Source organism: Burkholderia sp. Se-20373, from assembly GCF_017104705.1.
GTDB lineage: Bacteria > Pseudomonadota > Gammaproteobacteria > Burkholderiales > Burkholderiaceae > Burkholderia.
In genome coordinates this window covers 75038-98467 of sequence record NZ_JAAGPH010000003.1, presented here as the reverse complement: position 1 = coordinate 98467, position 23430 = coordinate 75038, and the positions used below count along the sequence as shown (strand labels likewise).

Annotated in this window: 22 protein-coding genes; 3 read left to right on the top strand and 19 right to left on the bottom strand. The window is 64.2% G+C overall.

Translation table 11 applies throughout. The annotated features are described in order from the left end of the window. Nucleotides 1-106: 106 nt before the first annotated feature. Nucleotides 107-895, bottom strand: a complete 789-nt coding sequence (locus tag G3N96_RS01825) for an IclR family transcriptional regulator (RefSeq protein WP_039367952.1) — start codon at nt 893-895, stop codon at nt 107-109. Nucleotides 896-1123: 228 nt separating this feature from the next. On the opposite strand from G3N96_RS01825, the gene pcaF reads away from it, so the two are divergent. Then, complete coding sequence (gene pcaF / locus G3N96_RS01820; RefSeq protein ID WP_089441529.1) at nt 1124-2326, top strand: 3-oxoadipyl-CoA thiolase; 1203 nt, start codon at nt 1124-1126, stop codon at nt 2324-2326. 94 nt (nt 2327-2420) lie between these two features. Here the strand turns inward: pcaF and G3N96_RS01815 are convergent, their stop codons facing one another. The 3 genes from G3N96_RS01815 to G3N96_RS01805 form a co-directional block, all read right to left on the bottom strand. Beyond that, on the bottom strand, nt 2421-2948 hold the full coding sequence (locus G3N96_RS01815) for a DUF523 domain-containing protein (RefSeq protein ID WP_206136029.1): 528 nt from the start codon (nt 2946-2948) through the stop codon (nt 2421-2423). A gap of 82 nt (nt 2949-3030) precedes the next feature. Beyond that, a complete protein-coding gene (locus G3N96_RS01810; protein WP_206136028.1) occupies nt 3031-3591 on the bottom strand; it encodes an N-acetyltransferase in 561 nt (186 codons plus the stop codon). Continuing rightward, complete coding sequence (locus G3N96_RS01805; protein WP_206136027.1) at nt 3588-4445, bottom strand: class I SAM-dependent methyltransferase; 858 nt, start codon at nt 4443-4445, stop codon at nt 3588-3590. Before G3N96_RS01805 ends, G3N96_RS01810 begins: the two co-directional genes overlap by 4 nt. A 324-nt stretch (nt 4446-4769) precedes the next feature. Here G3N96_RS01805 and G3N96_RS01800 point away from each other — a divergent pair, with 324 nt between their 5' ends. Both G3N96_RS01800 and G3N96_RS01795 read left to right on the top strand, forming a co-directional pair. Beyond that, nucleotides 4770-6314 (top strand): PAS domain-containing methyl-accepting chemotaxis protein, encoded by a 1545-nt coding sequence (locus tag G3N96_RS01800; protein ID WP_206136026.1) that lies wholly within the window; start codon nt 4770-4772, stop codon nt 6312-6314. A 413-nt stretch (nt 6315-6727) separates the two neighbouring features. Next, nucleotides 6728-8272 carry a PAS domain-containing methyl-accepting chemotaxis protein gene (locus tag G3N96_RS01795; RefSeq protein ID WP_206136025.1) on the top strand — a complete coding sequence of 515 codons (1545 nt, stop codon included), beginning with the start codon at nt 6728-6730 and terminating at the stop codon, nt 8270-8272. A 117-nt stretch (nt 8273-8389) separates the two neighbouring features. Here G3N96_RS01795 and G3N96_RS01790 read toward each other — a convergent pair whose 3' ends face one another. From G3N96_RS01790 to G3N96_RS01720, 15 genes are all read right to left on the bottom strand, one after another. Then, nucleotides 8390-8968: a TerD family protein gene (locus G3N96_RS01790; RefSeq protein WP_124584841.1), complete on the bottom strand. Its 579-nt coding sequence runs from the start codon at nt 8966-8968 to the stop codon at nt 8390-8392. A gap of 32 nt (nt 8969-9000) precedes the next feature. Beyond that, a complete protein-coding gene (locus tag G3N96_RS01785) occupies nt 9001-9576 on the bottom strand; it encodes a TerD family protein (protein WP_206136024.1) in 576 nt (191 codons plus the stop codon). Nucleotides 9577-9604: 28 nt separating this feature from the next. Then, nucleotides 9605-10636, bottom strand: coding sequence for a TerC/Alx family metal homeostasis membrane protein (locus G3N96_RS01780; RefSeq protein ID WP_206136023.1), 1032 nt, complete (start codon nt 10634-10636; stop codon nt 9605-9607). Between the two features lie 11 nt (nt 10637-10647). After that, nucleotides 10648-11097: a tellurite resistance TerB family protein gene (locus G3N96_RS01775; RefSeq protein WP_206136022.1), complete on the bottom strand. Its 450-nt coding sequence runs from the start codon at nt 11095-11097 to the stop codon at nt 10648-10650. Nucleotides 11098-11144: 47 nt separating this feature from the next. Then, entirely contained in the window at nt 11145-12353 is a 1209-nt protein-coding gene (locus G3N96_RS01770; RefSeq protein ID WP_206136021.1) for a TerD family protein, read from the bottom strand. Beyond that, on the bottom strand, nt 12350-12955 hold the full coding sequence (locus G3N96_RS01765) for a TerD family protein (protein WP_206136020.1): 606 nt from the start codon (nt 12953-12955) through the stop codon (nt 12350-12352). The genes G3N96_RS01770 and G3N96_RS01765 overlap by 4 nt, the downstream gene beginning before the upstream one ends. 256 nt (nt 12956-13211) lie before the next feature. Continuing rightward, a complete protein-coding gene (locus G3N96_RS01760; RefSeq protein WP_241022416.1) occupies nt 13212-14162 on the bottom strand; it encodes an HpcH/HpaI aldolase/citrate lyase family protein in 951 nt (316 codons plus the stop codon). After that, nucleotides 14159-15253 (bottom strand): cysteine protease StiP domain-containing protein, encoded by a 1095-nt coding sequence (locus G3N96_RS01755; RefSeq protein ID WP_206136019.1) that lies wholly within the window; start codon nt 15251-15253, stop codon nt 14159-14161. The genes G3N96_RS01760 and G3N96_RS01755 overlap by 4 nt, the downstream gene beginning before the upstream one ends. After that, nucleotides 15246-16004 carry a trehalose phosphatase gene (locus G3N96_RS01750; protein ID WP_206136018.1) on the bottom strand — a complete coding sequence of 253 codons (759 nt, stop codon included), beginning with the start codon at nt 16002-16004 and terminating at the stop codon, nt 15246-15248. The genes G3N96_RS01755 and G3N96_RS01750 overlap by 8 nt, the downstream gene beginning before the upstream one ends. Continuing rightward, nucleotides 15994-17121, bottom strand: a complete 1128-nt coding sequence (locus tag G3N96_RS01745; protein ID WP_206136017.1) for a phosphoribosyltransferase domain-containing protein — start codon at nt 17119-17121, stop codon at nt 15994-15996. The genes G3N96_RS01750 and G3N96_RS01745 overlap by 11 nt, the downstream gene beginning before the upstream one ends. A gap of 911 nt (nt 17122-18032) precedes the next feature. After that, on the bottom strand, nt 18033-18524 hold the full coding sequence (locus G3N96_RS01740) for a hypothetical protein (RefSeq protein ID WP_206136016.1): 492 nt from the start codon (nt 18522-18524) through the stop codon (nt 18033-18035). Then, the gene (locus G3N96_RS01735) at nt 18524-19198 is read right to left on the bottom strand and encodes a M35 family metallo-endopeptidase (protein WP_206136015.1); all 675 of its coding nucleotides are present in this window, start codon (nt 19196-19198) and stop codon (nt 18524-18526) included. Before G3N96_RS01735 ends, G3N96_RS01740 begins: the two co-directional genes overlap by 1 nt. Beyond that, a complete protein-coding gene (locus tag G3N96_RS01730) occupies nt 19185-19733 on the bottom strand; it encodes a PAAR domain-containing protein (RefSeq protein WP_206136014.1) in 549 nt (182 codons plus the stop codon). The genes G3N96_RS01735 and G3N96_RS01730 overlap by 14 nt, the downstream gene beginning before the upstream one ends. An 819-nt stretch (nt 19734-20552) precedes the next feature. After that, on the bottom strand, nt 20553-22022 hold the full coding sequence (gabD, locus tag G3N96_RS01725) for an NADP-dependent succinate-semialdehyde dehydrogenase (RefSeq protein ID WP_021156413.1): 1470 nt from the start codon (nt 22020-22022) through the stop codon (nt 20553-20555). A gap of 92 nt (nt 22023-22114) precedes the next feature. Then, a complete protein-coding gene (locus G3N96_RS01720; RefSeq protein ID WP_124584821.1) occupies nt 22115-23398 on the bottom strand; it encodes a 4-aminobutyrate--2-oxoglutarate transaminase in 1284 nt (427 codons plus the stop codon). Between the last annotated feature and the right edge of the window lie 32 nt (nt 23399-23430).

The window sequence follows — 23430 nt, the reverse complement described above, 5'->3', positions numbered from 1 at the left end:
CTGCCCGTTTTTTTTGCTCGATTGTCGTATCGCTGATACGACAATCGAGCCGGATGCGTCGTTGCCCCGGTTATTCGGGAAGCCGCACGTCATGCCGGCCCGTTGTTCACCCCCGCCGTGCCACCAGCTCCGACACCGTCTGCGCGGCCTGCTGCAGCGGCCCGAGAAACTCCTTCACCATCTGCTTCGCGGTATGCCGCTGCGCGTTGCCGCTGATGTTCATCGCCGCGATGATCTGCCCGCGACGGTTGCGGATCGGCGCGGACAGCGACATCAGGCCCACCTCGAGTTCCTGGTCGACCACGGCCCAGCCCTGCTGGCGCACCTGTGCAATCGCCGCCTTCAGTTCGCCGAGGTCGGTGATCGTGCGCGGCGTATGCGCGCGGATGCCGCTTTGCGCGAGCGTCTCGTCGAGCTCGGCGTCGTCGAGCGCGGACAGCAGCACGCGGCCCATCGACGTGCAGTACGCGGGCAGCCGGCTGCCGATCGACAGGTTGATCGTCATGATCTTGCGGGTCGGCACGCGCAGCACGTAGACGATCTCGGTGCGGTCGAGCACGGCCGCCGAGCAGCTTTCGTGAATCTGCGCGGACAGCTGCTCCATCACGGGATCGGCGAGATTCCAGAACGGCATCGACGTGAGGTACGCGAAGCCGAGCTCGAGGATCTTCGGCGTGAGCCGGAACAGCCGGCCGTCGGCCTCGACGTAGCCGAGCGTCTGCAGCGTGAGCAGGATCCGGCGCGCGCCCGCGCGCGTGAGCCCGGTGGCCGAGGCGACCTCGGTGAGCGTCTGCTCCGGGCGCGCCGCGTCGAATGCGCGGATCACCGCGAGGCCGCGCGCGAACGACTGGACATAAGAGTCGCCGGGTTTCGTCTGAGTGTCTTCGGTTGTCATGAGCGCCTGGAATATCGTGCAGCCGAGAAGATAGCGCATGGGGCCTGACACGCCAACCGCGCGGCGGACCGCGCGCTTGACAGGTCGTCCCCGCACTCCCTATGATGTGTTGAACGTTCGATACACGATCTTATGTTCGTATATAGAACATTTAAGCGCATCCCGACGGGTAATGCAAGGGGCGCGCCCTGTTCATTCCCCCAGCCTGTCCTGGGACCGGAGACACTGATGACCGAAGCTTTTCTGTGTGATGCGATCCGTACGCCGATCGGGCGTTACGGCGGTGCACTGTCCGGCGTGCGCGCCGACGATCTGGGCGCGGTGCCGCTCAAGGCGCTCGTCGAGCGCAACCGCGACGTCGACTGGACGGCGATCGACGACGTGATCTACGGCTGCGCGAACCAGGCCGGCGAGGACAACCGCAACGTCGCGCGCATGTCGGCGCTGCTCGCAGGGCTGCCGCAGGGCGTGCCCGGTTCGACGATCAACCGCCTGTGTGGTTCCGGGATGGATGCGGTCGGCGTGGCCGCCCGTGCGATCAAGTCTGGCGAGGCCGCGCTGATGGTTGCGGGCGGCGTCGAGAGCATGACGCGCGCGCCGTTCGTGATGGGCAAGGCCGCGAGCGCGTTCGCGCGCCAGGCCGATATCTACGATACGACGATCGGCTGGCGCTTCGTCAATCCGCTGATGAAACAGCTGCACGGCGTCGATTCGATGCCCGAGACGGCCGAAAACGTCGCGGTCGACTACGACATCAGCCGTGCCGACCAGGACCTGTTCGCGCTGCGCAGCCAGCAGAAGGCCGCGCGCGCGCAGCAGGACGGCACGCTCGCCGAGGAAATCGTCGCGGTCACGATTGCCCAGAAGAAGGGCGATCCGCTGGTCGTGTCGCGCGACGAGCATCCGCGCGAGACGTCGCTCGAAACGCTGGCGAAGCTGAAGGGCGTCGTGCGCCCCGACGGCTCGGTGACGGCCGGCAATGCGTCGGGCGTCAACGACGGCGCCGCCGCGCTGCTGCTCGCGAACGAGGAAACCGCGAAGCGCTTCGGCCTGACGCCGCGCGCACGCGTGCTCGGGATCGCGACGGCCGGCGTCGCGCCGCGCGTGATGGGCATCGGCCCCGCGCCGGCCACGCAGAAGCTGCTCGCCCGGCTCGGGATGACGATCGACCAGTTCGACGTGATCGAGCTGAACGAGGCATTCGCGTCGCAAGGTCTCGCGGTGCTGCGCATGCTCGGTGTTGCCGACGACGATCCTCGCGTGAACCCGAACGGCGGCGCGATCGCACTGGGCCATCCGCTCGGCGCGTCGGGCGCGCGTCTCGTGACGACCGCGATGTATCAGCTGCATCGCACGAACGGCCGCTTCGCGCTGTGCACGATGTGCATCGGCGTCGGCCAGGGCATCGCGATCGCGATCGAGCGCGTCTGACCTGAGTTACACATGGCGAAGCGGCAGCGCATGCGCCGCTTCGCCCGATCCGAATCGATGCGCGGCACGAGGGTTCTCGTACCGCGCATCGTCGTTAACCGGCCTGCGACAACTGCTTGAGGCGCGCATCGAGCGCGTCGATCTCGGTGTCCGCGAACACTTCGATGCCGTGCTCGCGCAGCAACGCCGCCGTGACACCGGCGCCCGCATGGCGCCGGTTCTCGAAACTCCCGTCATAAATGAACGTGCTGCCGCACGACGGACTGCCGTCCGCGAGGATCGCGAAGCGGCAATCGTGCGCGCGTGCGAGGGCCAGCGCGGTGTGCGCGCCGGACACGAAAGGCGCCGTCACGTCGGTGCCGTTCAAATCGACGATGCGCGCGGCGCCTGCCAGCACCCGCTGCCCCGATTCGCCGCCGGCGATTTCGGCGGGCGGGCGCGGCACGCTGAAGCCGCCGGCCAGTTCGGGGCAGACGGGCACGAGACGCCCTTCGCGCTGCCACCGTTCGAGCGCCTCGTGCGCGGCGGTCCTGGCCGAGCCGTTGTAGCGGACCGGATGACCGACCACGCACAGGCTGACGAGGATCTTCGGCATGGCTTGCGGCTGCGCTTCGTTCTGCAATTTCGCTCTCCGTGATGCGGCGATGGCCGATAGCGGCCGCGGCAAAGCGGGAAATTCCACGCTTCACCCGCGCGCCGGTGCGTCAGGCCGTCGGTCCTTCCAGATGAATGTCTTCCGGCTCGAGCGCGTACAGCGCCGGGTCGGGCGACGTGCTGACCGTGAAGCCGAGCCGCAGGTAGAAGTCGATCGTGTTCTGCGACGGCGTCGCGGACACATACAGGCGCGCAGCGCCCATCGCGCGCGCCTGCTCGCGGGCCGCGCGGTAGAGTTGCTCGCCGAGCCCGCAGCCGCGCCAGTCGTGGCTCACGTGCAGGAACTTCAACTGCAGCATGTCGCCGTGCGGGCCGAGCGGCTGGCTGTCGACGAAGACCGCCGCGACGAGCCGCGCGCCGTCGAACATGCCGACGCACCAGCCGCCGCGATCGTGGCAGTCGAGCAGGATCGGCGTGTAGTGGTCGGCTTCGCCGTCGGGCCAGCCCGCGACGTCATAAAAATCGGGAACCAGATGCAGCGCGCCGTCGCGCAGCACGTACAGGTGTTCGATGATCTCGCGCCGGTCGATGGTCCACACGAGCGGCACGTCGTCGCGCGTGAGCAGGCGGGCGGACAGTGCGTCGCGTTCGGCGGCGGTGCGGCGCGTCATGCGGCCTCCCGATGCGCTGCGATCGCATACATCAGCGGCAGGCGCGGCATGTGATCGGGCGGCACCATCCGGTGGCCGTCCAGTTCGCGCATGCCGTCGAAGCCCTTCCAGCCGTTCGCGTACGGATATTCGGTCAGGCGATCGAGCGCGAGCCCGGCCGATACGAGCGCGTTCACGACTTCGCCGATGCCCCACATGAACTCGTAGCTCGGATGCGGGTTCGCGAAATCGACGACGCCCGGATGGTCGTGCTGCGCGCCGAGCCCCGTGCCGGAGGCGGCCACGTAATCGCCGACGCCTGCCGGCTCCTCGGTCGCATCGCCTTTGAAATAGTCGTAGTGCGGCTTCCAGTGTTCGTCGAAATACAGCGCGAACGGATGGAACTCGACCATCGCGAAACGGCCGCCGGGCGCGAGCAGCGCGGCGATCCCGCGGGCCCACGCGTGCAGGTCGGACAGCCAGCAGATCGCGCCGTACGACGTGAACACGCGATCGAAGCGCTCGCCGCGCGCGGCGGCCTCGGGCATCCAGTCGAGCACGTCGGCGCGCTCGAAGCGTGCGGGCAGGCCCGCATCGGCCGACAGTTGCCGTGCGAAGGCGATCGCTTCGTCGGAGATGTCGACACCCGTCGCGTCCGCGCCGTCGCGCACGAGGCTCAGCGTGTCCTGTCCCGCGTTGCACTGCAGGTGCAGGAGCCGCAGCCCGCTGACGTCGCCGAGCAGTTCGCGTTCTTCCGGAAAGAGCGTCGAGCCGCCCGCGCGGAAAAACGCGGCCTGATCGCCTTTATGACTGTTATGCGCGACTGTCGCCGTATTCCAGGACAGCCGATTCAGTTCGTGCAATGCCTTTTTCATCGAATTCGAATGCCAAGTGAATGGAGCAGGATAGACGGAATCGTTTCGCCGCGTGCAACGGCCGATGGCGTTGGCGTGCCATGCGGCGTGGCTGGGCGGTGCGGCGTGACATGGGGATGAACACGCGCAGCGAATATTGCCGGATTATTTGATCGAAATCATGGCGGCCGCCGAATTGAATATTTTATGCGATCAGAGGGTAAGGTTTTTCCCCAATATGCCGACAGTAAGATGAAGACCGTCGTAAAGCGATAAACCGTTTTTCGGCTACTGAGCGTGAAGTCAGCGCGACGCGGACGTCAGATCCGCTTTTCGGAGCCTTGCATGCGCAATAACCAGCCCGTTACCCAACAGGAATTCGATTTTCCCGACGACGTCACGCTGATGTCGACGACCGACGCAGACAGCATCATCACCTACGCGAACACGACGTTCGCGCAGGTGAGCGGCTTCACGAACGAGGAACTCGTCGGCCAGCCGCACAACGCGGTGCGCCACCCGGACATGCCGCGCGAAGCGTTTGCCGACATGTGGGCGACGCTCAGGCGCGGCGAGCCCTGGACCGCGCTGGTGAAGAACCGCCGCAAGAACGGCGACCACTACTGGGTGCGTGCGAACGCGATTCCGGTGATGCGAAACGGCGAGCCGCAAGGCTACATGTCGGTGCGGACGAAGGCGCCGCACGACGAGTCCGAGGCAGCCGACGCTTTGTATCGCGCGTTCCGCGAAGGCAAGGCCGGCCAGCGCCGGTTCCACAAGGGGCTGGTGATCCGTACGGGGCTGCTGCGCATCGCGTCGCTGTCGCAGACGATGTCGGTGCGCGCGCGCGTGCACTCGGCGCTGTGCGTGCTCGCGCCGGCGGTCGTTGGCGCGGGCTGGGCATGCGGGCTGGCGGGCGGCGGGCTCGCGGCGTTTGCCGGCGTGACGGTCGGCGCGGCGGCGGCGGCCGGCCTGTGGCTCGATGCGCAGATCGTGCGTCCGCTGAAGCGGCTGCACGACCAGGCGCTGAACGTCGCGACCGGCGAAAGCCGGCGCGGCGTCCGGATGAACCGTGTCGACGAGATCGGCATGACGCTGCGCACGATCAACCAGCTCGGGCTGATGTTCCGCTGGCTCGTCGACGACGTCAGCGAGCAGGTGCACAACGTGCAGCGCGCGAGCAACGAGATCGCGCAGGGCAACAACGACCTGAGCGCGCGCACCGAGCAGGCGGCATCGAGCGTGCAGGAGACGGCCGCGTCGATGGCCGAGATGACGGCGACCGTCGACAGCAACGCGGAGACCGCGCTGCAGGCGAACCGGCTCGCGATGTCGGCGAGCGAGGCAGCGGGGCGCGGCGGGCAGGCGGTGGGCGAGGTCGTCACGACGATGAGCGACATCACGGCCAGCTCGCGCAAGATCGCCGACATCATCGGCGTGATCGACGGCATCGCGTTCCAGACCAACATCCTTGCGCTGAACGCGGCCGTGGAAGCGGCACGCGCGGGCGAACAGGGGCGCGGTTTCGCGGTGGTCGCCGGTGAGGTGCGGGCGCTCGCGCAGCGCAGCGCGAATGCGGCGAAGGAGATCAAGACGCTGATCGGCGCGAGCGTCGAGCGCGTCGAATCGGGCGCGCGCCGTGTGGACGAGGCGGGCAAGACGATGGAGGACATCGTCGCACAGGTGAAGCGCGTGTCGGACCTGATCGCGGAGATCAGCTCGTCGACGGCCGAGCAGAGCACGGGCGTGTCGCAGGTGGACCAGGCAGTCGTGCACCTGGACAACATCACGCAGCAGAACGCGGCGCTGGTCGAGCAGAGCGCGGCGGCGTCGGAGAGCCTGAAGCAGCAAGCGACGCGGCTGGTGGATGCGGTGAACGTGTTCCGGTGATCGTCGGGGCGCGCACGTGATGTGCGCGCCCAATCAAACCATCCGGATTGACGCGCGCAATGCGCGTTCAGGTTTTTCGATTCATTGAAAACACGACGAACGAGAAATATTCGTATTCAGGATTTCACGTTTTTGATTTTAATCAATTCGGGCGAATTAGGTTAACTCATCAGACGAATATCAACCAAACCGTTGCCTGTATTGGTGTTTAGTTTCACCCGTAAACAATGTTTTCAGTAAAAACAAGATAATTCATTTCTAATGCATATTTTCCCGAATACACCATAATGTTTTCGTGGAATTTGCCGAAAGCGCAGGGGTAAGACCAACGTGCATGCGGACAGACCGCCATGCGCGGCGTCTCGAATCAATCGACAAGCGGACGCAAGATCCGTTACCCGGAGCTCCACACCATGCGCAACAACCAGCCCGTCACGCAACGCGAATTCGATTTTCCCGATGACGCGACGCTGATGTCGACCACCGACGCGAACAGCTACATCACCTACGCGAACGCGGCGTTCATCCAGGTCAGCGGATTTTCTCCCGAAGAGATCGAAGGCCAGCCGCACAACGTCGTGCGGCATCCGAACATGCCGAAGGAGGCGTTCGCCGACATGTGGGCGACGCTCAAGGGCGGCGAGCCGTGGACCGCGCTCGTGAAGAACCGCCGCAAGAACGGCGATCACTATTGGGTGCGTGCGAATGCGATTCCGGTGATGCGCAACGGCGAGCCGAAGGGCTACATGTCGGTGCGCACGAAGGCGACGCGCGACGAGATCGCGGCTGCGGAGGCGCTCTACAAGGAATTCCGTGAAGGGCACGCCGGCAACCGGCATTTTCACAAGGGGCTGATCGTCCGCAAGGGCGTGGCCGGATTCACGTCGCTGTTCCAGACGATGTCGGTGCGCGCGCGGCTCCACGCGTCGCTGTGCGTGCTCGCGCCGGTCGTGGTGGCCGGCGGCTGGGCGTGCGGGCTGGCCGGCGGCGGGCTCGCGGCATTTGCCGGCGTGACGGCCGGCGCGGCTGCTGCCGCGGGGCTGTGGCTCGATGCACAGATTGCGCGCCCGCTGATGCAGTTGCGCGACGAGGCGCTGCGCGTGGCGACCGGCGAAAGCCGCAGCGGCGTGCGGATGAACCGCGTCGACGAAATCGGGATGACGCTGCGCACGATCAACCAGCTCGGGCTGATGTTCCGCTGGCTCGTCGACGATGTCAGCGAGCAGGTGCTGAACGTGCAGCGCGCGAGCAACGAGATCGCGCAGGGCAACAACGACCTGAGCGCGCGCACCGAGCAGGCGGCATCGAGCGTGCAGCAGACGGCCGCGTCGATGGCCGAGATGACGGCGACCGTGTCGAGCAATGCGGAGACGGCGCTGCAGGCGAACCAGTTGTCGGTATCGGCGAGCGACGCGGCCGGGCGCGGCGGGCAGGCGGTGAGCGAGGTGGTCGCGACGATGAACGACATTACCGCGAGCTCGCGGAAGATCTCGGACATCATCGGCGTGATCGACGGCATCGCGTTCCAGACCAACATCCTTGCGTTGAACGCGGCGGTGGAGGCGGCGCGGGCCGGCGATCAAGGGCGCGGTTTCGCGGTGGTCGCGGGTGAAGTGCGGGCGCTTGCGCAGCGCAGCGCGAATGCGGCGAAGGAGATCAAGACGCTGATCGGCGCGAGTGTCGAGCGGGTCGAATCGGGCGCACGGATCGTCGATGGCGCGGGCAAGACGATGGAGGACATCGTCACGCAGGTGAAGCGCGTGTCGGATTTGATCGCGGAGATCAGCTCGTCGACGGCCGAGCAGAGCACGGGGGTTGCGCAGGTGGACCAGGCGGTCGTGCATCTGGACAACATCACGCAGCAGAACGCGGCGCTGGTCGAGCAGAGCACGGCGGCGTCGGAGAGCCTGAAGCAGCAGGCGACGCGGCTGGTGGAGGCGGTGAACGTGTTTCGGTGAGCGTGGCTTGCCTCGTTGGCCTTCACGCATGTCGACCGGCCTCATGCGTGGATCGCGCCGTTCAGTGGCGAACTGAACGGCGCGATCGGCCAGGCTGGAGTTTTCCTGCCTTTCGGATTAACCGATGCTCACACCGTGGGCTTCTGCGAGCGGCTTCAGGCCACCCGTGAAACCTTGTCCGATTGCCTTGAACTTGAATTCGTCGTTGTGGCGATACAGCTCGCCGAAGATCATGGCGGTTTCGGTCGATGCGTCTTCGGACAGGTCGTAGCGGGCGATTTCCTTGCTGTCGGCCTTGTTGACGACGCGGATATAGGCGTTGCTGACCTGGCCGAATGACTGCTTGCGGGCCTCGGCATCGTGAATCGTGACGGCGAAGACCAGCTTCTTCACGTCGGCCGCCAGACCCGTGAGCTTCACGTTGACCTGCTCGTCGTCGCCATCGCCCTGGCCGGAACGGTTGTCGCCCAGGTGCTCGATGGAACCGTCGGCGGACTTCTTGTTGTTGTAGAAGATGAAGCTGGCGTCGTTCAGCACTTTGCCGTTTTCACCGGTGACGAAGATCGAGGCGTCGAGGTCGAACTCGGTGCCGTCGGTGACGCGCGGGTCCCAGCCCAGGCCGACGACGATATCGCTCAGGCCCGGGGCCTCTTTCGACAGGGAGACGTTACCGCCTTTGGACAGATTGACAGCCATGATGTGATTCCTTGTTCAGGTGAGGAGACCGTTCAGAAGTTCATGCCGTAGCCGTTGGCGAGGGCACGCAGGCCGCCGGCGTAGCCTTGGCCAACGGCGCGGAATTTCCACTCGCTGCTGCTGCGGTACAACTCCGCGAAGATCATCGCGGTTTCGGTGGAGGCGTCTTCCGCCAGGTCGTAGCGAACCACCTCGGCGCCGGAGGTCTCGTTCACGACGCGGATGAACGAATTGCTGACCTGGCCGAAGTTCTGCTTGCGCGCTTCCGCGTCGTGGATGGTGACCGTGAAGGCGATCTTGTCGATGTCGGCCGGAACGCGGCTCAGGTCGACCTTGACGACTTCGTCGTCGCCGTCGCCCGCGCCGGTACGGTTGTCGCCGGTATGCTCGACGGAGCCGTCCTGGCTGCGCAATTGGTTGTAGAAGATGAAGTCGGCTTCACCGCGGACTTTGCCGTTGGCCCCCAGCAGGAACGCGCTGGCGTCCAGATCGAACTCGGCGCCATCGGTCGCGCGCGGGTCCCAGCCGAGGCCAACCAGGATTCGGGTCAGGCTCGGGTCGGCTTTGGACAGGGAGAGGTTGCCGCCTTTTTGAAGAGTCAGTGCCATGAAAACAGCTCCTTTGGGTTGTGACGGGTTACTGATTTTCGGCTCGCGCCTCTTCCTTGTTCGGGAAGACCACGCTGGCCAGGATTCCGATTGCCAGGACCACCATGACGATGAGCAGGCTGGTGTTCGGGGAGATGCTGATGCCGTGGTGGAACAGATGGTCGGTCGCGTTCAAGCCCAGCTTCGCCGCGATGAAGAACAGCAAGACGACCACGGCCTTTTCCAGATGCACCACGTAGCGCTTCAGCGCTTCCAGAACGAAATACAGCGTGCGAAGGCCAAGAATGGCGAACAGCATCGCCGAGTAGACGATCAGCGGTTCGCGGCTGACTGCGATGACCGCCGGGACCGAATCGAACGCGAACAGGACGTCGGACACTTCGATCACGACCAGGCAGAGGAACAGCGGCGTAGCGAACAGGCCGCCCTTGGCCGCCAGGCTCATGTCCCGCTCGGCCGTCCGTGCTTCCGCCTCGAGCTGCTTGCGGCTCACGAAAAATTTGTGGCCGTGCAGCCTGGGCCATACGGGGAAGAGCTTTTTCGCGAAGCGGCAAGCAAGATGCTGCGAGTAATCCTTCGCCTCGTCATCGTCGTCACCGCCCTTGAGCATCATGACGGCGGTCCACGCCACGATCAGCGCGAAGACGATCTCGACCCACGGGCCGAATGCCAGCAGGCCGGTACCGATGACGACGAAGACACCACGGAAGACGATGGCCCCGATAATGCCCCAGTGCAGGATGCGGTGACGCATGCCGTCCGGGACCTTGAACCACGCGAAGATCGCCATGAAGACGAACAGGTTGTCGACCGAGAGAACCTTCTCCAGCGCATAACCGGTCAGGAACAGGCTGGCCACTTCCGCGCCGTGCTGCACGTACAGGAAGCCGGCGAATGCAACGGAGATGGCCACCCAGAATACCGACCAGATGGACGCCCGGGCGAGGGTGATCGGCTTGTCGTCGCGGTGGGTCACCATGTCCAGCACCAGGGCGGCCAGCGCCAGGCCGATGAATACCGCCATGGTCAACGGCGGGAAGCCAATGTGTGTCGTTTCCACGTTTCGGTTTCCTACAGTTCGAAGTCGACCGGGTTCAAGCCGAGTTCCAGGCAAATCAGGCGGCAAGCGGCTTTTTCCTTGTCGTCGAAATGGCCGTCGGATGCGCCAATGGCACAGGCCACGCGCACCAGCAAGCGTGCTTCGCCGTCCTTGCCCTTGATCTTGCCGATCGCCTTCAGCGCCTCGGCCTGGCCGATCTGGAAATCGAATTCGAACTTGCCGCAGGCGTCGTTGAACACCGCGATCACGTCGCTCAGGTTGAAGACCTTCAATTCCGGGGAATTGTTGATGAAGCCGACCATCTTCAGCTTCTCTTCGGACTTGATCTCGCCATCCGCGGCGGCGATCAGCGCGCAAGCATTGGCGGTTGCCTCCATGAACGTCCGGTTCTTGAATTTGGCGACTTCGATGGTCAAGGTTTCGCGGGCTTTGGCCGCGTTGGTTTTCAGCCAGTCGAGCATGTGTTTCCTCTCAGTGAGCGGGGCCGGACGGCCCCGCCGGTCAATGGTTACTTGGAGCCTGCTTTCCAGCGCATTCCCCAGCCGTAGGCACGATCCATTTCCTCGTGTCCGGGATGGAAGTCGACTCGACGAGAGACCTTGACGGCCCCGTTCACGTTTTCAAGCAGGGCAATCGCGCACATGCCGTGGCGGCCTCCCTCCTCGTTCATGCGAACTTCGATGTCGGACTGGCCGGGCACGAAAATGGTTACCACGCCGTCAGTGGCCTTCCAGTTCGGCGCGCCGTCGTAGATGAACGCGAAAATCAGGATGCGTTCGATCTTGTTCCACTGTTGCCCATTGATGCGAAGCCACTCGCCATCGGCCACCGAGCCGGTACGGTCATCTCCCATCAGCTGGATGTACGGTTCCTCCCGCAGATCGCCGAAACGCTTGCCGAGCGCCTGCACGGCCCCTTTGAATCCATCCTGCATTTCGAACAGGCAACCCAGGTCGAGGTCGATGGCGCCGCGTTTTCCCAGGAAGCCGCCGAGCAGGCCGCTCGTACCCTGGTTCCAGTTCAGGTTCACCTTGATTTCACCGAAGCCGGCAGCGGTCTTCTCCAGACTGATGCTGGGGCGTGATTTGTCGAGCGTGACTTTGCTGAGCCGGATCGTGGACGTCGGTGCGCCGGGCGGTACCGGTGCGAGCGCGGGCGTCGGTACGGGCGCCGGGGGCGGCGCGGGAGGGCTCTGCGTCGGGCTACCGGAAGGCGCGGCAACGTCGACGCCGAAGTGCCTGGCCAGCGGCTCCAGGCCGCCGGCAAAGCCTTGTGCGACACAGCGGAACTTCCACGCGTCCTGACGGCGGTAAAACTCCCCGAGGATCAGCGCAGTCTCCTTCATCCCGGCAGTCGGGATCTGCGCCTCGATCCCTCCCGTCACGGCGAGTGCCAGCATCGAAACGCGATCGAAGGTCGCCTTGTTCTCATCGATGGTCGCGGTGAGCGCGACTTTCTCGACGGCAGGGTCGATCCGAGCGAGATCCACGGTGAACGTGGCCCGGCCGGCCGTCGTGGCGGTCAACTGAACCGCGCCGCCCAGGACACTGGTTTGGCCGTAGAAGCACATGTCGCCATCGCCTCGGACTTTCGCGGCAGCGGTGAGCGCGAATGCGGAGATATCGATCTCTGCGCCGGGAATCGGCGCGTAGTGGATGTCCACGCGCAATTGGCCGGTGGCCACCGGCGCATTGCCGCCAGGTACCAGTGTCGTCATGCTCGCACCGCCTGAATCGCCAGATTGACGAGATCGTCCGCGGTGCGGCCGTGGGTGGACTGGCCGATCGCCTTGAATTCCCAGCCGCCGCCGCCGCCGCCGCCGCCACGGCTGAGGCTGGCCATGACGACACCGGTGTGGCGACCTTTCTCCGCCAGGTTGAAGCGCGCCAGTTCCTTGTCTTGGGCGTCGTCGACGATGCGGCAGTAGGCGTTTTCGACTTGGTCGAACGTCTGACCGCGGAAGCTGTTCACGGTGAACACCAGGTGCCGGATGGTGCCCGGCAGGCGCTGCAGGTCGACGTGGATGGTTTCATCGTCGCCATCGCCTTCACCCGTCAGGTTGTCGCCGGAGTGCTCGATGGCGCCGTCCCTGGATGCCAGTTGTCGGAACCAGACCAGGTCGACGGATTTCATGTCGCCGTCCAGCAGGATGCAGGACGCATCGAGGTCGATGTCGTTGCTGCCGCCGCCCAGCATCTTGGAGAAGAAGCCGCCGGGCTTTACCGGGTCCCAACCCAGGCCCAGACTGATCGAGGTCAAGCCACGGCCCGCGGTTTTTTCCAGCGAGATGCTCTGATTCTTGCTCAGGGTGAGTGCCATCTTTACGCTCCTTGTTGATCTTGAATGTTCAGTGTTCGTGCGAGGGATCGGACGGCGCCACGTGCCCGAGTCCCGGCTTGGCCAAACCGAGAGCGGGATGGCCGCCCCACGGGGGACGAGTGGCCACGACTCGTCTTGCGCGGCAGCCGCTCGCTCACGGTCCGGATGCAAGTCGCCGCTGCTGCTCGGCCGACATCGCGTCTGCCGACGGTAGACCGTGCGCCTTTGGAGGCAGCCTCATGCATTTCCGCGTGCATCAGCCGGCCTCCGCCAGTCGGACGCCATGCTCGCCATGACTCGGGGCGGTGGGCTTCACCCCGTGCCACTTGGCGCGTTCGAGGATGTTGACCGCCCACTTGTAGTGGGTTGCCGGCTCGCACATCGCGTCGTTGTGCTTGAAGACGGCAGGGGCCGCATCGTTGACGATCAGCTTGGCGCAGTTGAAGTCATCGAGGCTCACGCGCAGCGCCTCCTGAATGATGCGGATCTGGCTCGGATGAATGGCCGTCTTCCCTACCAGGCCATGAGCGATGTCCAGTTCCAGTTCCTCGTTCAGGAGATGGGGCGTGGCGAGTTGTTCGAAGACGGGCGCGGTCAGGGCGAATCCCTGCGCCCCCATGATTCCGGCAAGCATGGGAATCACGTAGCTGAGGGGCGTGCTGTAGAGCGTGGTGGCCGGATTGCGCCGCAGACCAAGGCAACCCATCAGGTCGTTGCCGCCGATGCGCAGCGCGATGATGCGTCGGTTCAGCTTCGCCTTCAGGGCCGAGCCAAGCTCCACCATTGCGCCCGGGTCGTAAACGTCGGCCGTCTCCAGTGTCGGCATGAGGTACAGGTCAGGACGACTGACCGCGTTCTCCCACGACGAAAGCGACTGCAGCGTCAACTTGGGCACGACGAACCCATCGACGTGCTTCATCAGCGGCCAGTCGTTCAGCACCGCCGCCATCGCGGCATCACGTGGCCGAACGAACAGCAAGGGACCGGATTCGACGCGCCCGCCCCGGGCATCGATATTCGTGAGGAGCGCCCGCAGGTTCGCCAGCGCGCTGTCGACGTCGATTGTCGCCACCGCGTCTTCCAGACAGACCACCAGCGAGCGCAGCTCAGGGAGTCGGGTGCCGGAAACCACGTCCAGAATGTCGCAGCGGGTGGCCGGCATGTACAGCGTCGCGCCGAGGGCGAACGGAGAGAGGGATTTAATCAATTCGCGCTCTGAATGATGGTGACCGCGCAGTACGGCCCCAGAGCGGCGCCAGCTTCCTCTACGGTCACGCCCGCGCGCTCGGTGAGGTGCAGCAGCAGCTGAACGTCGCTGTCATGGCGGTCACGTACCAGCACGCGATCCGGCACACGGCGCAGGACCGCTCGGGTCGCCTCGGCAATACCCGGTTTCACGCGGTTCAGGTTGCCGATGTCGAAGCGGGTTGCCAGCGCGGACACCACGTCGTCCGCGGACGCCTGGAGCGTCCGTCGCTGATCGTTGGTCCATGGAGCGGCAGGTCGGGCGCCTGCCAGCGCCCGACGTTCGGCGTCGATCCTGTCGATGAACTCGCGCGTGACATCGTGCTCGCGCAGGTGTTCGTAGACCACGCAACCATGCAGGCCGCCTCGAGTCGGCCAGATGGAGCGGGACACCAGCCCGGAAACGGTCGCACCGAGAATGCCGGACGGAATCGTCCAGTCTTGCGCGGAGGCAGCCAGCCACGCGCGGCCGCAAGGATCCGCCAGAACCACGAGGCGCGGACCTGCGGGGAAGCGCGGGTCGTCCGCGAGGGTCCGTGCGAGCTCGCCTGAAATGGCACCTTTGCCGGTCCAGCCGTCGACGAAGACGATGTTTTCGGCGCCATGCAGCCGGATGATGGCTTCCAGCGCAACCGTGTCGATCCCGCGATCGCGAATGATGCTGATCCCGTAGTGGCGGGCGTCGCGCCCCATCTCCACGAGTGCCCGGCGCAGCAGCACGCCAAGCGGGAGGCCCGCACGCACAAATGAGACCAGCGCGATGCCCGGCCCGGTGCAAGCGGCATTCAGCGCCAGCGCCAGGGACTGCACCTCCGAAGCCATGCGGGCGCCGTTCTGCACCAGCGCGCGGGCGTAAAGGTGCTGGTGCACGTCGCTGGGCGCCTGCTCGAGGCCGATCATTTCCGAGTAGTGTTTTTGATTCGTCTGGATCAGACGCTCCTTCTCCTCGACGTCGGTGACGCTCATCCGCACGTGTTGCAGAAGGACGTGCACATCGTCGGGCGCATAGCTGCCGCTGCCGACGGTGTTCAGGCCCGCGAGGCGATTACCCATGGATCGTCCCCGTCACCCAATTCGCAAGCTGGCTGCGCGCCGGTGTCGCCCACATGTGGCAGAGGTCCATGTACCCCAGATCGGTGATGCTGTCGCCGAAGCCCAGGACCGGTCGCTCGCCGTGGATCTCGCGGTCGCGGCGCAACCATTCCTGAACGGCTGCACGCTTGGCCAGCCCCGTTGGCAGGAAGGCGAGGTTGTTGCCGTTGGCGTGAACGTGCATGCCGTCCACCATGCGCCGGGACCGCACTCCGGCCAGCACCTCGGCGAGCACCGCGTCGTCGGACGCGTTGTGCTTGACCACCACGTAGTGGCGCAAGCCTTCTTCTTCCACGACCCAGCCGCGGAGTGAATAGCCGAGCTCCGTGCCGATCGCCAGCGTGGCCTCGCACAGTGCCGGCAGTCGCTCCTGAGCGCTCTGGAGAACCTCGACCATTCGCCCGTGCCAGCTTCGGTCGCGTAACCCGTCGGGCTGGAGCATGACGCCGCCATGCGAGCAGATTGCGCCTTCGGTGAAGGGAAGCATGACGCGGCGGTATGCCTCCACGCTGCGCGCGGTGACCGGAACGACGTCGGCGGTGGCGAGCAGCCACGTGATGAACGCGTGCTGGACCGGATCCATGAAGCCGTTTGGCTGACCGTGCACGTCCAGCGTGGCCGCCGTGCGCGGGACGCCTTCCGCCATCTTGCGGGCGGTCTGGAACAGGGTGTCGTCGAGGTCGACGAATGCCAGGGGGCGGTTACCGCTCATCGACAATCACCTCTGCGTTCAGTGCGTCGACGAGTTCCACGGGGAGTGCCTGAGCGGGGGTTTCCGTGCAGATCAGGACCCGGTCGAACTGGCCGGGCCTCACGTTGTAGAGGAAGTTCGGAATACCGAGGCCGTAGTTGTCGGGGAACGACAGTGCGTGCTCGATCGCGTGGCCCAGGGCGATGGGAGACCGCGTGGTCGAGCTGAAGTGGACATCCGCGCCAGATCGCTCCAGGCGTTCCGCCAGCAGAAAAGGACGCCAGACGAACTCGCCGGTACCGACGACAATGACTTGCTCGCCGGGCCGGACCTGAACGTCCGGCGCAAGCGTGTCGTCCACCTCCCGGACGCCCAGACGTCCCCAGTCGTTGCGGGGCGAGAGAGGCCAATCGCCCATGGCGACGGTGCCGACGTTCGGCATATCCGGGAGGGGCGCGGACTGATCCTCGTGGAACAGGTAGGAGCCGGTCAGCAGCGATACCGCGGTGGCCGGTTCCCCGATCGCGTGACGCGCGGCACCGGCAGTCCAGTCCGTCAGGACGCAGGTGACCACTCGCTCGACGTTGCTCAGGCCTGCTGCGACCAGTGCGCGGTGCAGGTTCAGGAAGGTCTTGCCGGTGGAGGCTTCGTCATCCACCAGGATCAGCGATCGCGCCTTCAGCATCAGGTCACGCATCTCGGGATCGACCGGCCAGTGGATCAGATGAGCGCTCGCATGGCTGTGTTCTTCCTCGAATCGAGCAAAGACGCGGGTACCCAGCGGATGGCGGGTACTGGTGAGGTACACGCTGTCAGGGCGGCCCGCACGATAGGCGCGGTGCACGCCGGCACCGAGGCCGACCGCGGTTTCGGCCATGCCGATCACCAGTACCGGCCCGGGCAGGTCCGCCGGAATGCCGGCCGCCAGGCGCTCGAAGCTGGCCGCCATGATCGACGGGCGCACCGGGATGTGACGGCCCAGGACCTTGGACACGAAGAGGAAGGCTCGCTTGGGATTCCGGCGCTCCGCGAAACCGAACAGGTTCGCAGGGGGCAGCGCGGCGGCGTCGACTCGGATCTCGAGCAGCCCCCGCTTGAGTTGGGCGCGCAGGCACGTTGGTCCTACGTGGCTTTCCATGAACAGCATCCTCGTTGAGCGTGGCTCGAAGACTGACGACGACCGCTTGCGCCGGGTGCGCAGTCGGTCGAACCGCGTTTGCGCCGGGCGCCGGCACCGTCGGTCCGGCATCCCGAAACCTTTCAAAATGAAATTGAATCGTATCAAATTTGAAAGGTTGGTGGGTGGAGGCGTGTGCCGATGTCGCGAGGGCTTCTGTTTTTCGGTTTTGTTCGAGAGGACGGGCTTGGCGGGCGTGGCGCGGCCTGATGACGATGGTAAGCCGTTCGACCAAAGCCGATGCGGTGATCGCGGTCCGGTGAAAGCGGCGAGGAGGGGGGGAGGGTGAGGCAGGAGAACGGCGGCCCGCATTGCGCGGGCCGGTGCGGGGTGTCCTGCAAAGTCATTGCGCCTTCGGTATCGGGTTCAAGTTCGGGCAACAATGGTTGGGGCATCCTGGACCGAATGTGATTTCGACACGCCGCCCCGTATCGTCAAACTCGCTCGCGGGAAACGGCAACTTGTAGATTCGGGCGATCATGGAATTTCGTTCGCCTCGAATCGAAAATTGATCTAGTGCGGCTTTAACGGTCGTAGCACGTCGATGCGCGAGAACTGCCGGTTTTCTCTCCGTTGGCTCCGCTAGTCCAACGATCGACACCACGTCGACAGTGGGGAAGCGATTGCGCATATCGTTCGACCATACGGAAAGCTTCGCCAGTTCGGTGGTAGAAATATCGTTTGAATTTTGGCGAATCGAACATCAAAACCCCAACCGGGCATGTTCGATGGACCATCGCATGCGAACGCCGTGTGTGCGCAGGTCAACGCGAGCGCGGCGGCGGCTAGGAGCTTGGCCATCGTTGATATCGCGCCTCGCGACACTGTCGTCATGTTGGAAGGAGAGCATCGCTGACGCGAGTGCTCCGCGATCATCGATCGATGAGTTTGCTGTGCGGCGTCACGCGAGGGTCGTCACACATCCATGCGCAGCTACCTTCACATATCGGCGTAAATTCCACGATGATCTGATTGGTTTTTATTGTGCCGTCCGATCGTCGTGTGATCATTTCATCAGTAAATGTCTTTTTGTCGATCAAAATGTGATCGACGCTGATGCCAAGCAGTTTTAAATACTCCTTTATGCTTTCTCCGCGCAATTCCTTCAGTTTTTCGATGTTCTTCTCGGAAGCGAAGGCGCCCGAAATTATGATCGCTTGAATTTTGACATTCGGCCATTTTTTTGCTTTGATAACGCTATCAGCAATCGTCACTCTGTCTGCATTGGAAAGTGTGGACGTGTTGACTGGAAGTTGCAATTGCGCTTCCTCGCCTATCGTGCATGCCACCGCTAGGTTCGATAGCATTGACGACAGAATGAGCGCACAGGCTGTAGCGCTGGATTTGAGGGAATTGCTGTTCATTACTCGATGGTCTTGTCAAAGGTTGCTATGTATCCAGTAATGCTATCGGCATTATTAATAGCGAGATCCGGGTTGTTCATTGCGAAAATCTTCATCCCGAATTCGGTGTTGCCATACATGGCATCATCTGAATCGAACGTGTCGGTGAAGTGGGTGCATTCGTGAATCAACACCTTTATCTGTGCCTCATGATACAACTCGCCAAACGGGTCGCTGCAAAATGATGAGTAGATGGCGATGACTCGTTTATGGGAGTCGGGTTTGCAAACGGCGGCACGGTTTTGGCCGCTGTCAGGTACGACTGCGCAAGATAAATTCCTGCTGGCTTCGCTGTCCCATCGAACAATTTTTTCTGGCACTAACTCCTGCATCGCGGAGCGCAATCGCGGAAGACGGGTCGATAACGTGTTGCGAATCTGCGCGTTAGCACGTCCAAAATAGGTGGTGACGCGTGCTTGTTCGTTCACGTCCCATCCTGCTAGCGCTGCAATGCGGGCATTAATCAGGCGGACGGCTTCGTCGCGAGCACGCATCACGATTTTTCTGAATTCTTCATTGCTCACGTTCGGGCATATCGGCTTCGTGTTGATATCGACATACACCTTGGAACCCGGCCGTGTGTTCGTCATGGCCGTGTCGTGTACCAGCACATAGTCATCGTCAGGATTCGACATTGCCGTTCCTCGTAATTTCGAACTTGAGTGGTTCCGCATACTCGGATGTGACGCGTTGCGTGTGGCCTGTTGCGTCTGTCACGCCGGTGAATATCTTTCCGGTTAATAGGCGAATCCGATATCGGACATTCGCCAGCGGTCGCCCGCTATCCGCCTCACGTAACACGTATTGTTCGTCATGGATGCCTGATGCCGACTCGTTTCGAGTGGGGGCGAATGCTGAATATCCGATGAACGGGGACGCCGAGCCATGGGCGCCGCCCCCAATGAAAAACGTGCAGTCGCTGCCGGCGACTAAAAGATTTTGCCCGCATGGACAAAGTACCGCGTCGCCCTCCACGGCTACGGCGCGTCCGCCTCCGACAACGGATACCGCGCTTCCTGCTATCGGAAACATTCCCTCGCAGTTTCCGCATGTCGCTTTATCGCCGTCTAAGGCAATGTGCTTGTTGTTCACGAATATGCTTGCAGTGCCCGCGATGACGATTCCACCGGTTGTCGTTGCGTCGCCGTTTCTGATCGCTCGTCGACTCATGGCTATGTCCTCAATTGAAGTGGGTCAATAACCGATCGGCCGACTCCGGGGCATGCATCGCATCTTGGTCGATCGTGGCACCTTCTACGTCGACGGTCGGTGTGTTCCTCTTCTTTCATTGACTTGAAACTCTGGAGCGTGGACGAGCCCTAGACAGTGGCTGGAAGTATTTTCTTTGTATATGGGATGAGTACGATTTTTGGTTCGGATTGCGACTTAAACGTCGTACCATGTGATGGCCGGTGAGGCCGATCAGGCCACCACCTCCGATGATGCCGAGTGCACCGAGGATCGCCAGCGCGTTGCTGAACGCCCCGGCGCTCGGCCCGGCGAACAGGTCGCGGATCTGACTTCGCGAGCGACTGGACGAAGAACCGCGCGGAGTGAAACGAACCGGCCTTGAAGCTGCCATGAGCGCGCTCCCTGATTCGGAGCGGCGATGATGCACCTTGGGAATCGGTGGAGCCTGGGGCGAATGTGACGAAGTGGCCGAGGGGCGCAGTGCGCCGGGCAGGTGTGAACCGGGCAGTCAGGAGAGGTGTTCATGAGCGAGCAAACAGGATCGAGGCGGAACGCTCAATCTAGCGGTTTGCTGGTGAACGAGAAATGAGACTTGAACGAAAACTGGCGGGGTATGCCGTTCGGCAGAGAGTGGCTTCGCTGCCGCTGTCGCTTGCGCGGAGCATGCAGGCTTAGAGCGTACCGACTTAACGCAGAAGATGACGCGGGCACGGCGGAGAGGGGTACCGGCCCGCGTCGGACCGCCCGGTTTCGGCCGGGCGGTCAGGGCCTGTCGCCGAAGCGCCGGGCCCTGAACCGTCAGACGGCGAGGCAGAGGTACTTGATCACGACGTAGTCGTCGATGCCGTAGTGCGAGCCTTCGCGGCCGAGGCCCGACTGCTTCACGCCACCGAACGGCGCGACTTCGTTCGAGATCAGGCCCGTGTTCACGCCGACCATCCCGTATTCGAGCGCTTCCGCCACCTTCCACACGCGGCCGATGTCGCGGCTGTAGAAGTACGCGGCGAGGCCGAACTCGGTGTCGTTCGCGAGGCGGATCACTTCGTCGTCGCTGCCGAACTTGAACAGCGGCGCGAGCGGCCCGAACGTCTCTTCCTTCGCGACCTTCATTGCCGGCGTGACACCCGTCAGCACGGTCGGTTCGAAGAAGCCATGGCCGAGCGCGTGGCGCTTGCCGCCCGTCACGACGGTCGCGCCCTTCGCGAGCGCGTCCTCGATATGCGCCTCGACCTTCAGCACCGCCGCTTCGTTGATCAGCGGACCTTGCGTGACGCCCGGCTCCGTGCCGCGCCCCACCTTCAGCTGGCCGACCGCTGCCGCGAGCTTCTGCGCGAACTGGTCGTACACGGCTTCATGCACGTAGAAGCGGTTCGTGCACACGCAGGTCTGGCCGCTGTTGCGGTACTTCGATGCGATCGCGCCCTGCACGGCCGCGTCGAGATCCGCGTCGTCGAACACGATGAACGGTGCATTGCCGCCAAGCTCCAGCGACACCTTCTTGACCGTCGCCGCGCATTGCGACATCAGCAGGCGGCCCACCGGCGTCGAGCCGGTGAACGACAGCTTGCGCACGATCGGGTTCGACGTCAGCTCGCCGCCGATCGCCTTCGGGTCGCCCGTGACGACGCTGAACACGCCAGCCGGCACGCCCGCGCGCTCGGCCAGCACGGCCATCGCGAGCGCGGAGAACGGCGTCGCCTCGGCCGGCTTCACGACGATCGGGCAGCCTGCGGCAAGCGCCGGGCCGACCTTGCGCGTGATCATCGCCGCCGGGAAGTTCCACGGCGTGATCGCCGCGCACACGCCGATCGCTTCCTTCGTCACGACGATGCGCTTGTCGCTCGCCGGCGTCGGGATCGTGTCGCCGTACACGCGCTTGCCTTCTTCCGCGAACCATTCGAGGAACGAGGCGGCATAGCCGATCTCGCCTTTCGCTTCGGCCAGCGACTTGCCCTGCTCGGTGGTCAGGATCAACGCGAGATCGTCGGCGTTTTCCATCATCAGGTCGTGCCACTTGCGCAGGACGACCGCACGTTCCTTCGCGGTCTTCTTGCGCCACGCCGGCCAGGCGGCGTTCGCGGCTTCGATCGCGTGACGCGTTTCGGCGGTGCCCATCGCCGGCACCGTGCCGAGCAGGCCGCCCGTCGCCGGGTTGCGGACTTCGAACGTCTCGCCGTTCGTCGCACCTTGCCATTCGCCGTTGACGTATGCCTGCTGGCGGAACAGCGACGGGTCTTTCAGTGCCAGGGTTTCCTGAACCGTGCTCATATGAATCACCTGCTTCGAAAAGGACGGATGAAACGGCCGCCGCCGTCATGAAGACGGCGGCGGCGCATTCAGTGGATGAAGTCGACGGACACTCAGGCCGGCACGCCGACCGTTTCCTTCAGCACTTCCTCGAGGATCACGAGCGCTTCGTCGAACACGGCTTGCGGGATCGTCAGCGGGAACAGGAAGCGCACGACGTTCGAGTACACGCCGCACACGAGCAGCAGCAGGCCGCGCTCGAGCGCACGCGTCTGCACGCGCTTCGTGAATTCCGCATCCGGCTCGCCCGAGCCCGGCTTCAGGAACTCGACCGCGATCATCGCGCCCGGGCCGCGCACGTCGGCGATCTGCGGCACGTCGGCCTGAAGCGCGTTCAGCTTGGCCTTCAGCACGTCGCCGAGTTGCGTCGCGCGTTCGCACAACTGCTCTTCGTCGATGATCTCGAGCACCGCGTGCGCCGACGCGACGGCCAGCGGGTTGCCCGCGTACGTGCCGCCGAGGCCGCCGGGCGCTGCCGCGTCCATCACGTCCGCACGGCCGACGACGCCCGACAGCGGCATGCCGCCCGCGAGGCTCTTCGCCATCGTGATCAGGTCGGCCAGCACGTCGTAGTGCTGCATCGCGAACAGCTTGCCGGTACGCGCGAAGCCCGTCTGCACTTCGTCGGCGATCAGCAGGATGCCGTGCTCGTTACAGATCTTGCGCAGCGCGCGTACGAACTCGGCCGGCGCGGGGTTGAAGCCGCCTTCGCCCTGGACCGGTTCGAAGATGATCGCGGCGACGCGCTTCGGATCGATGTCGGCCTTGAACAGCATCTCGATCGCCTTGATCGAGTCGGCGGTCGTCACGCCGTGCACGGCGTTCGGGTACGGCGCGTGGAACACGTCGCCCGGGAACGGGCCGAAGTTCAGCTTGTACGGGGCGACCTTGCCGGTCAGCGCCATGCCCATCATCGTGCGGCCGTGGAAGCCGCCCGAGAACGCGATGACGCCCGGACGGCCGGTCGCTGCGCGCGCGATCTTGATCGCGTTCTCGACGGCTTCCGCGCCGGTCGTGAAGAACGCGGTCTTCTTCGGAAAATCGCCCGGCGCGCGGTCGTTGATCTTTTCAGCCAGCTCGACGTACGACGCGTACGGGACGATCTGGTAAGCGGTGTGCGTGAAGTTGTTCAGCTGATCCGCGATCGCCTTGACGATCTTCGGGTGGCGGTGGCCGGTGTTCAGCACGGCGATGCCGGCGGCGAAATCGATGAAGCGGCGGCCTTCGACATCCCACAGTTCCGCGTTCTCGGCGCGGGCTGCGTAGAAATCGCACATCACGCCAACGCCGCGCGGGGTGGCGGCGTTCTTGCGGGCCTGCAGGTCGGCATTCTTCACGGTCATCTCCTTGATGTTCTGTCCGGTGGGAT

Bases quoted from the DNA above. Each gene is read 5' to 3' on its own strand.
- pcaF (WP_089441529.1), top strand. From the start codon at position 1,124: ATGACCGAAGCTTTTCTGTGTGATGCGATCCGTACGCCGATCGGGCGT.
- G3N96_RS01765 (WP_206136020.1), bottom strand. From the start codon at position 12,955: ATGGCACTCACCCTGAGCAAGAATCAGAGCATCTCGCTGGAAAAAACC.
- G3N96_RS01770 (WP_206136021.1), bottom strand. From the start codon at position 12,353: ATGACGACACTGGTACCTGGCGGCAATGCGCCGGTGGCCACCGGCCAA.
- G3N96_RS01755 (WP_206136019.1), bottom strand. From the start codon at position 15,253: ATGGGTAATCGCCTCGCGGGCCTGAACACCGTCGGCAGCGGCAGCTAT.
- G3N96_RS01800 (WP_206136026.1), top strand. From the start codon at position 4,770: ATGCGCAATAACCAGCCCGTTACCCAACAGGAATTCGATTTTCCCGAC.
- G3N96_RS01805 (WP_206136027.1), bottom strand. From the start codon at position 4,445: ATGAAAAAGGCATTGCACGAACTGAATCGGCTGTCCTGGAATACGGCG.
- G3N96_RS01735 (WP_206136015.1), bottom strand. From the start codon at position 19,198: ATGTCGAATCCTGACGATGACTATGTGCTGGTACACGACACGGCCATG.
- G3N96_RS01785 (WP_206136024.1), bottom strand. From the start codon at position 9,576: ATGGCACTGACTCTTCAAAAAGGCGGCAACCTCTCCCTGTCCAAAGCC.
- G3N96_RS01795 (WP_206136025.1), top strand. From the start codon at position 6,728: ATGCGCAACAACCAGCCCGTCACGCAACGCGAATTCGATTTTCCCGAT.
- G3N96_RS01750 (WP_206136018.1), bottom strand. From the start codon at position 16,004: ATGAGCGGTAACCGCCCCCTGGCATTCGTCGACCTCGACGACACCCTG.
- G3N96_RS01790 (WP_124584841.1), bottom strand. From the start codon at position 8,968: ATGGCTGTCAATCTGTCCAAAGGCGGTAACGTCTCCCTGTCGAAAGAG.
- G3N96_RS01810 (WP_206136028.1), bottom strand. From the start codon at position 3,591: ATGACGCGCCGCACCGCCGCCGAACGCGACGCACTGTCCGCCCGCCTG.
- G3N96_RS01825 (WP_039367952.1), bottom strand. From the start codon at position 895: ATGACAACCGAAGACACTCAGACGAAACCCGGCGACTCTTATGTCCAG.
- G3N96_RS01775 (WP_206136022.1), bottom strand. From the start codon at position 11,097: ATGCTCGACTGGCTGAAAACCAACGCGGCCAAAGCCCGCGAAACCTTG.
- G3N96_RS01730 (WP_206136014.1), bottom strand. From the start codon at position 19,733: ATGAGTCGACGAGCGATCAGAAACGGCGACGCAACGACAACCGGTGGA.
- gabD (WP_021156413.1), bottom strand. From the start codon at position 22,022: ATGAGCACGGTTCAGGAAACCCTGGCACTGAAAGACCCGTCGCTGTTC.
- G3N96_RS01740 (WP_206136016.1), bottom strand. From the start codon at position 18,524: ATGAACAGCAATTCCCTCAAATCCAGCGCTACAGCCTGTGCGCTCATT.
- G3N96_RS01745 (WP_206136017.1), bottom strand. From the start codon at position 17,121: ATGGAAAGCCACGTAGGACCAACGTGCCTGCGCGCCCAACTCAAGCGG.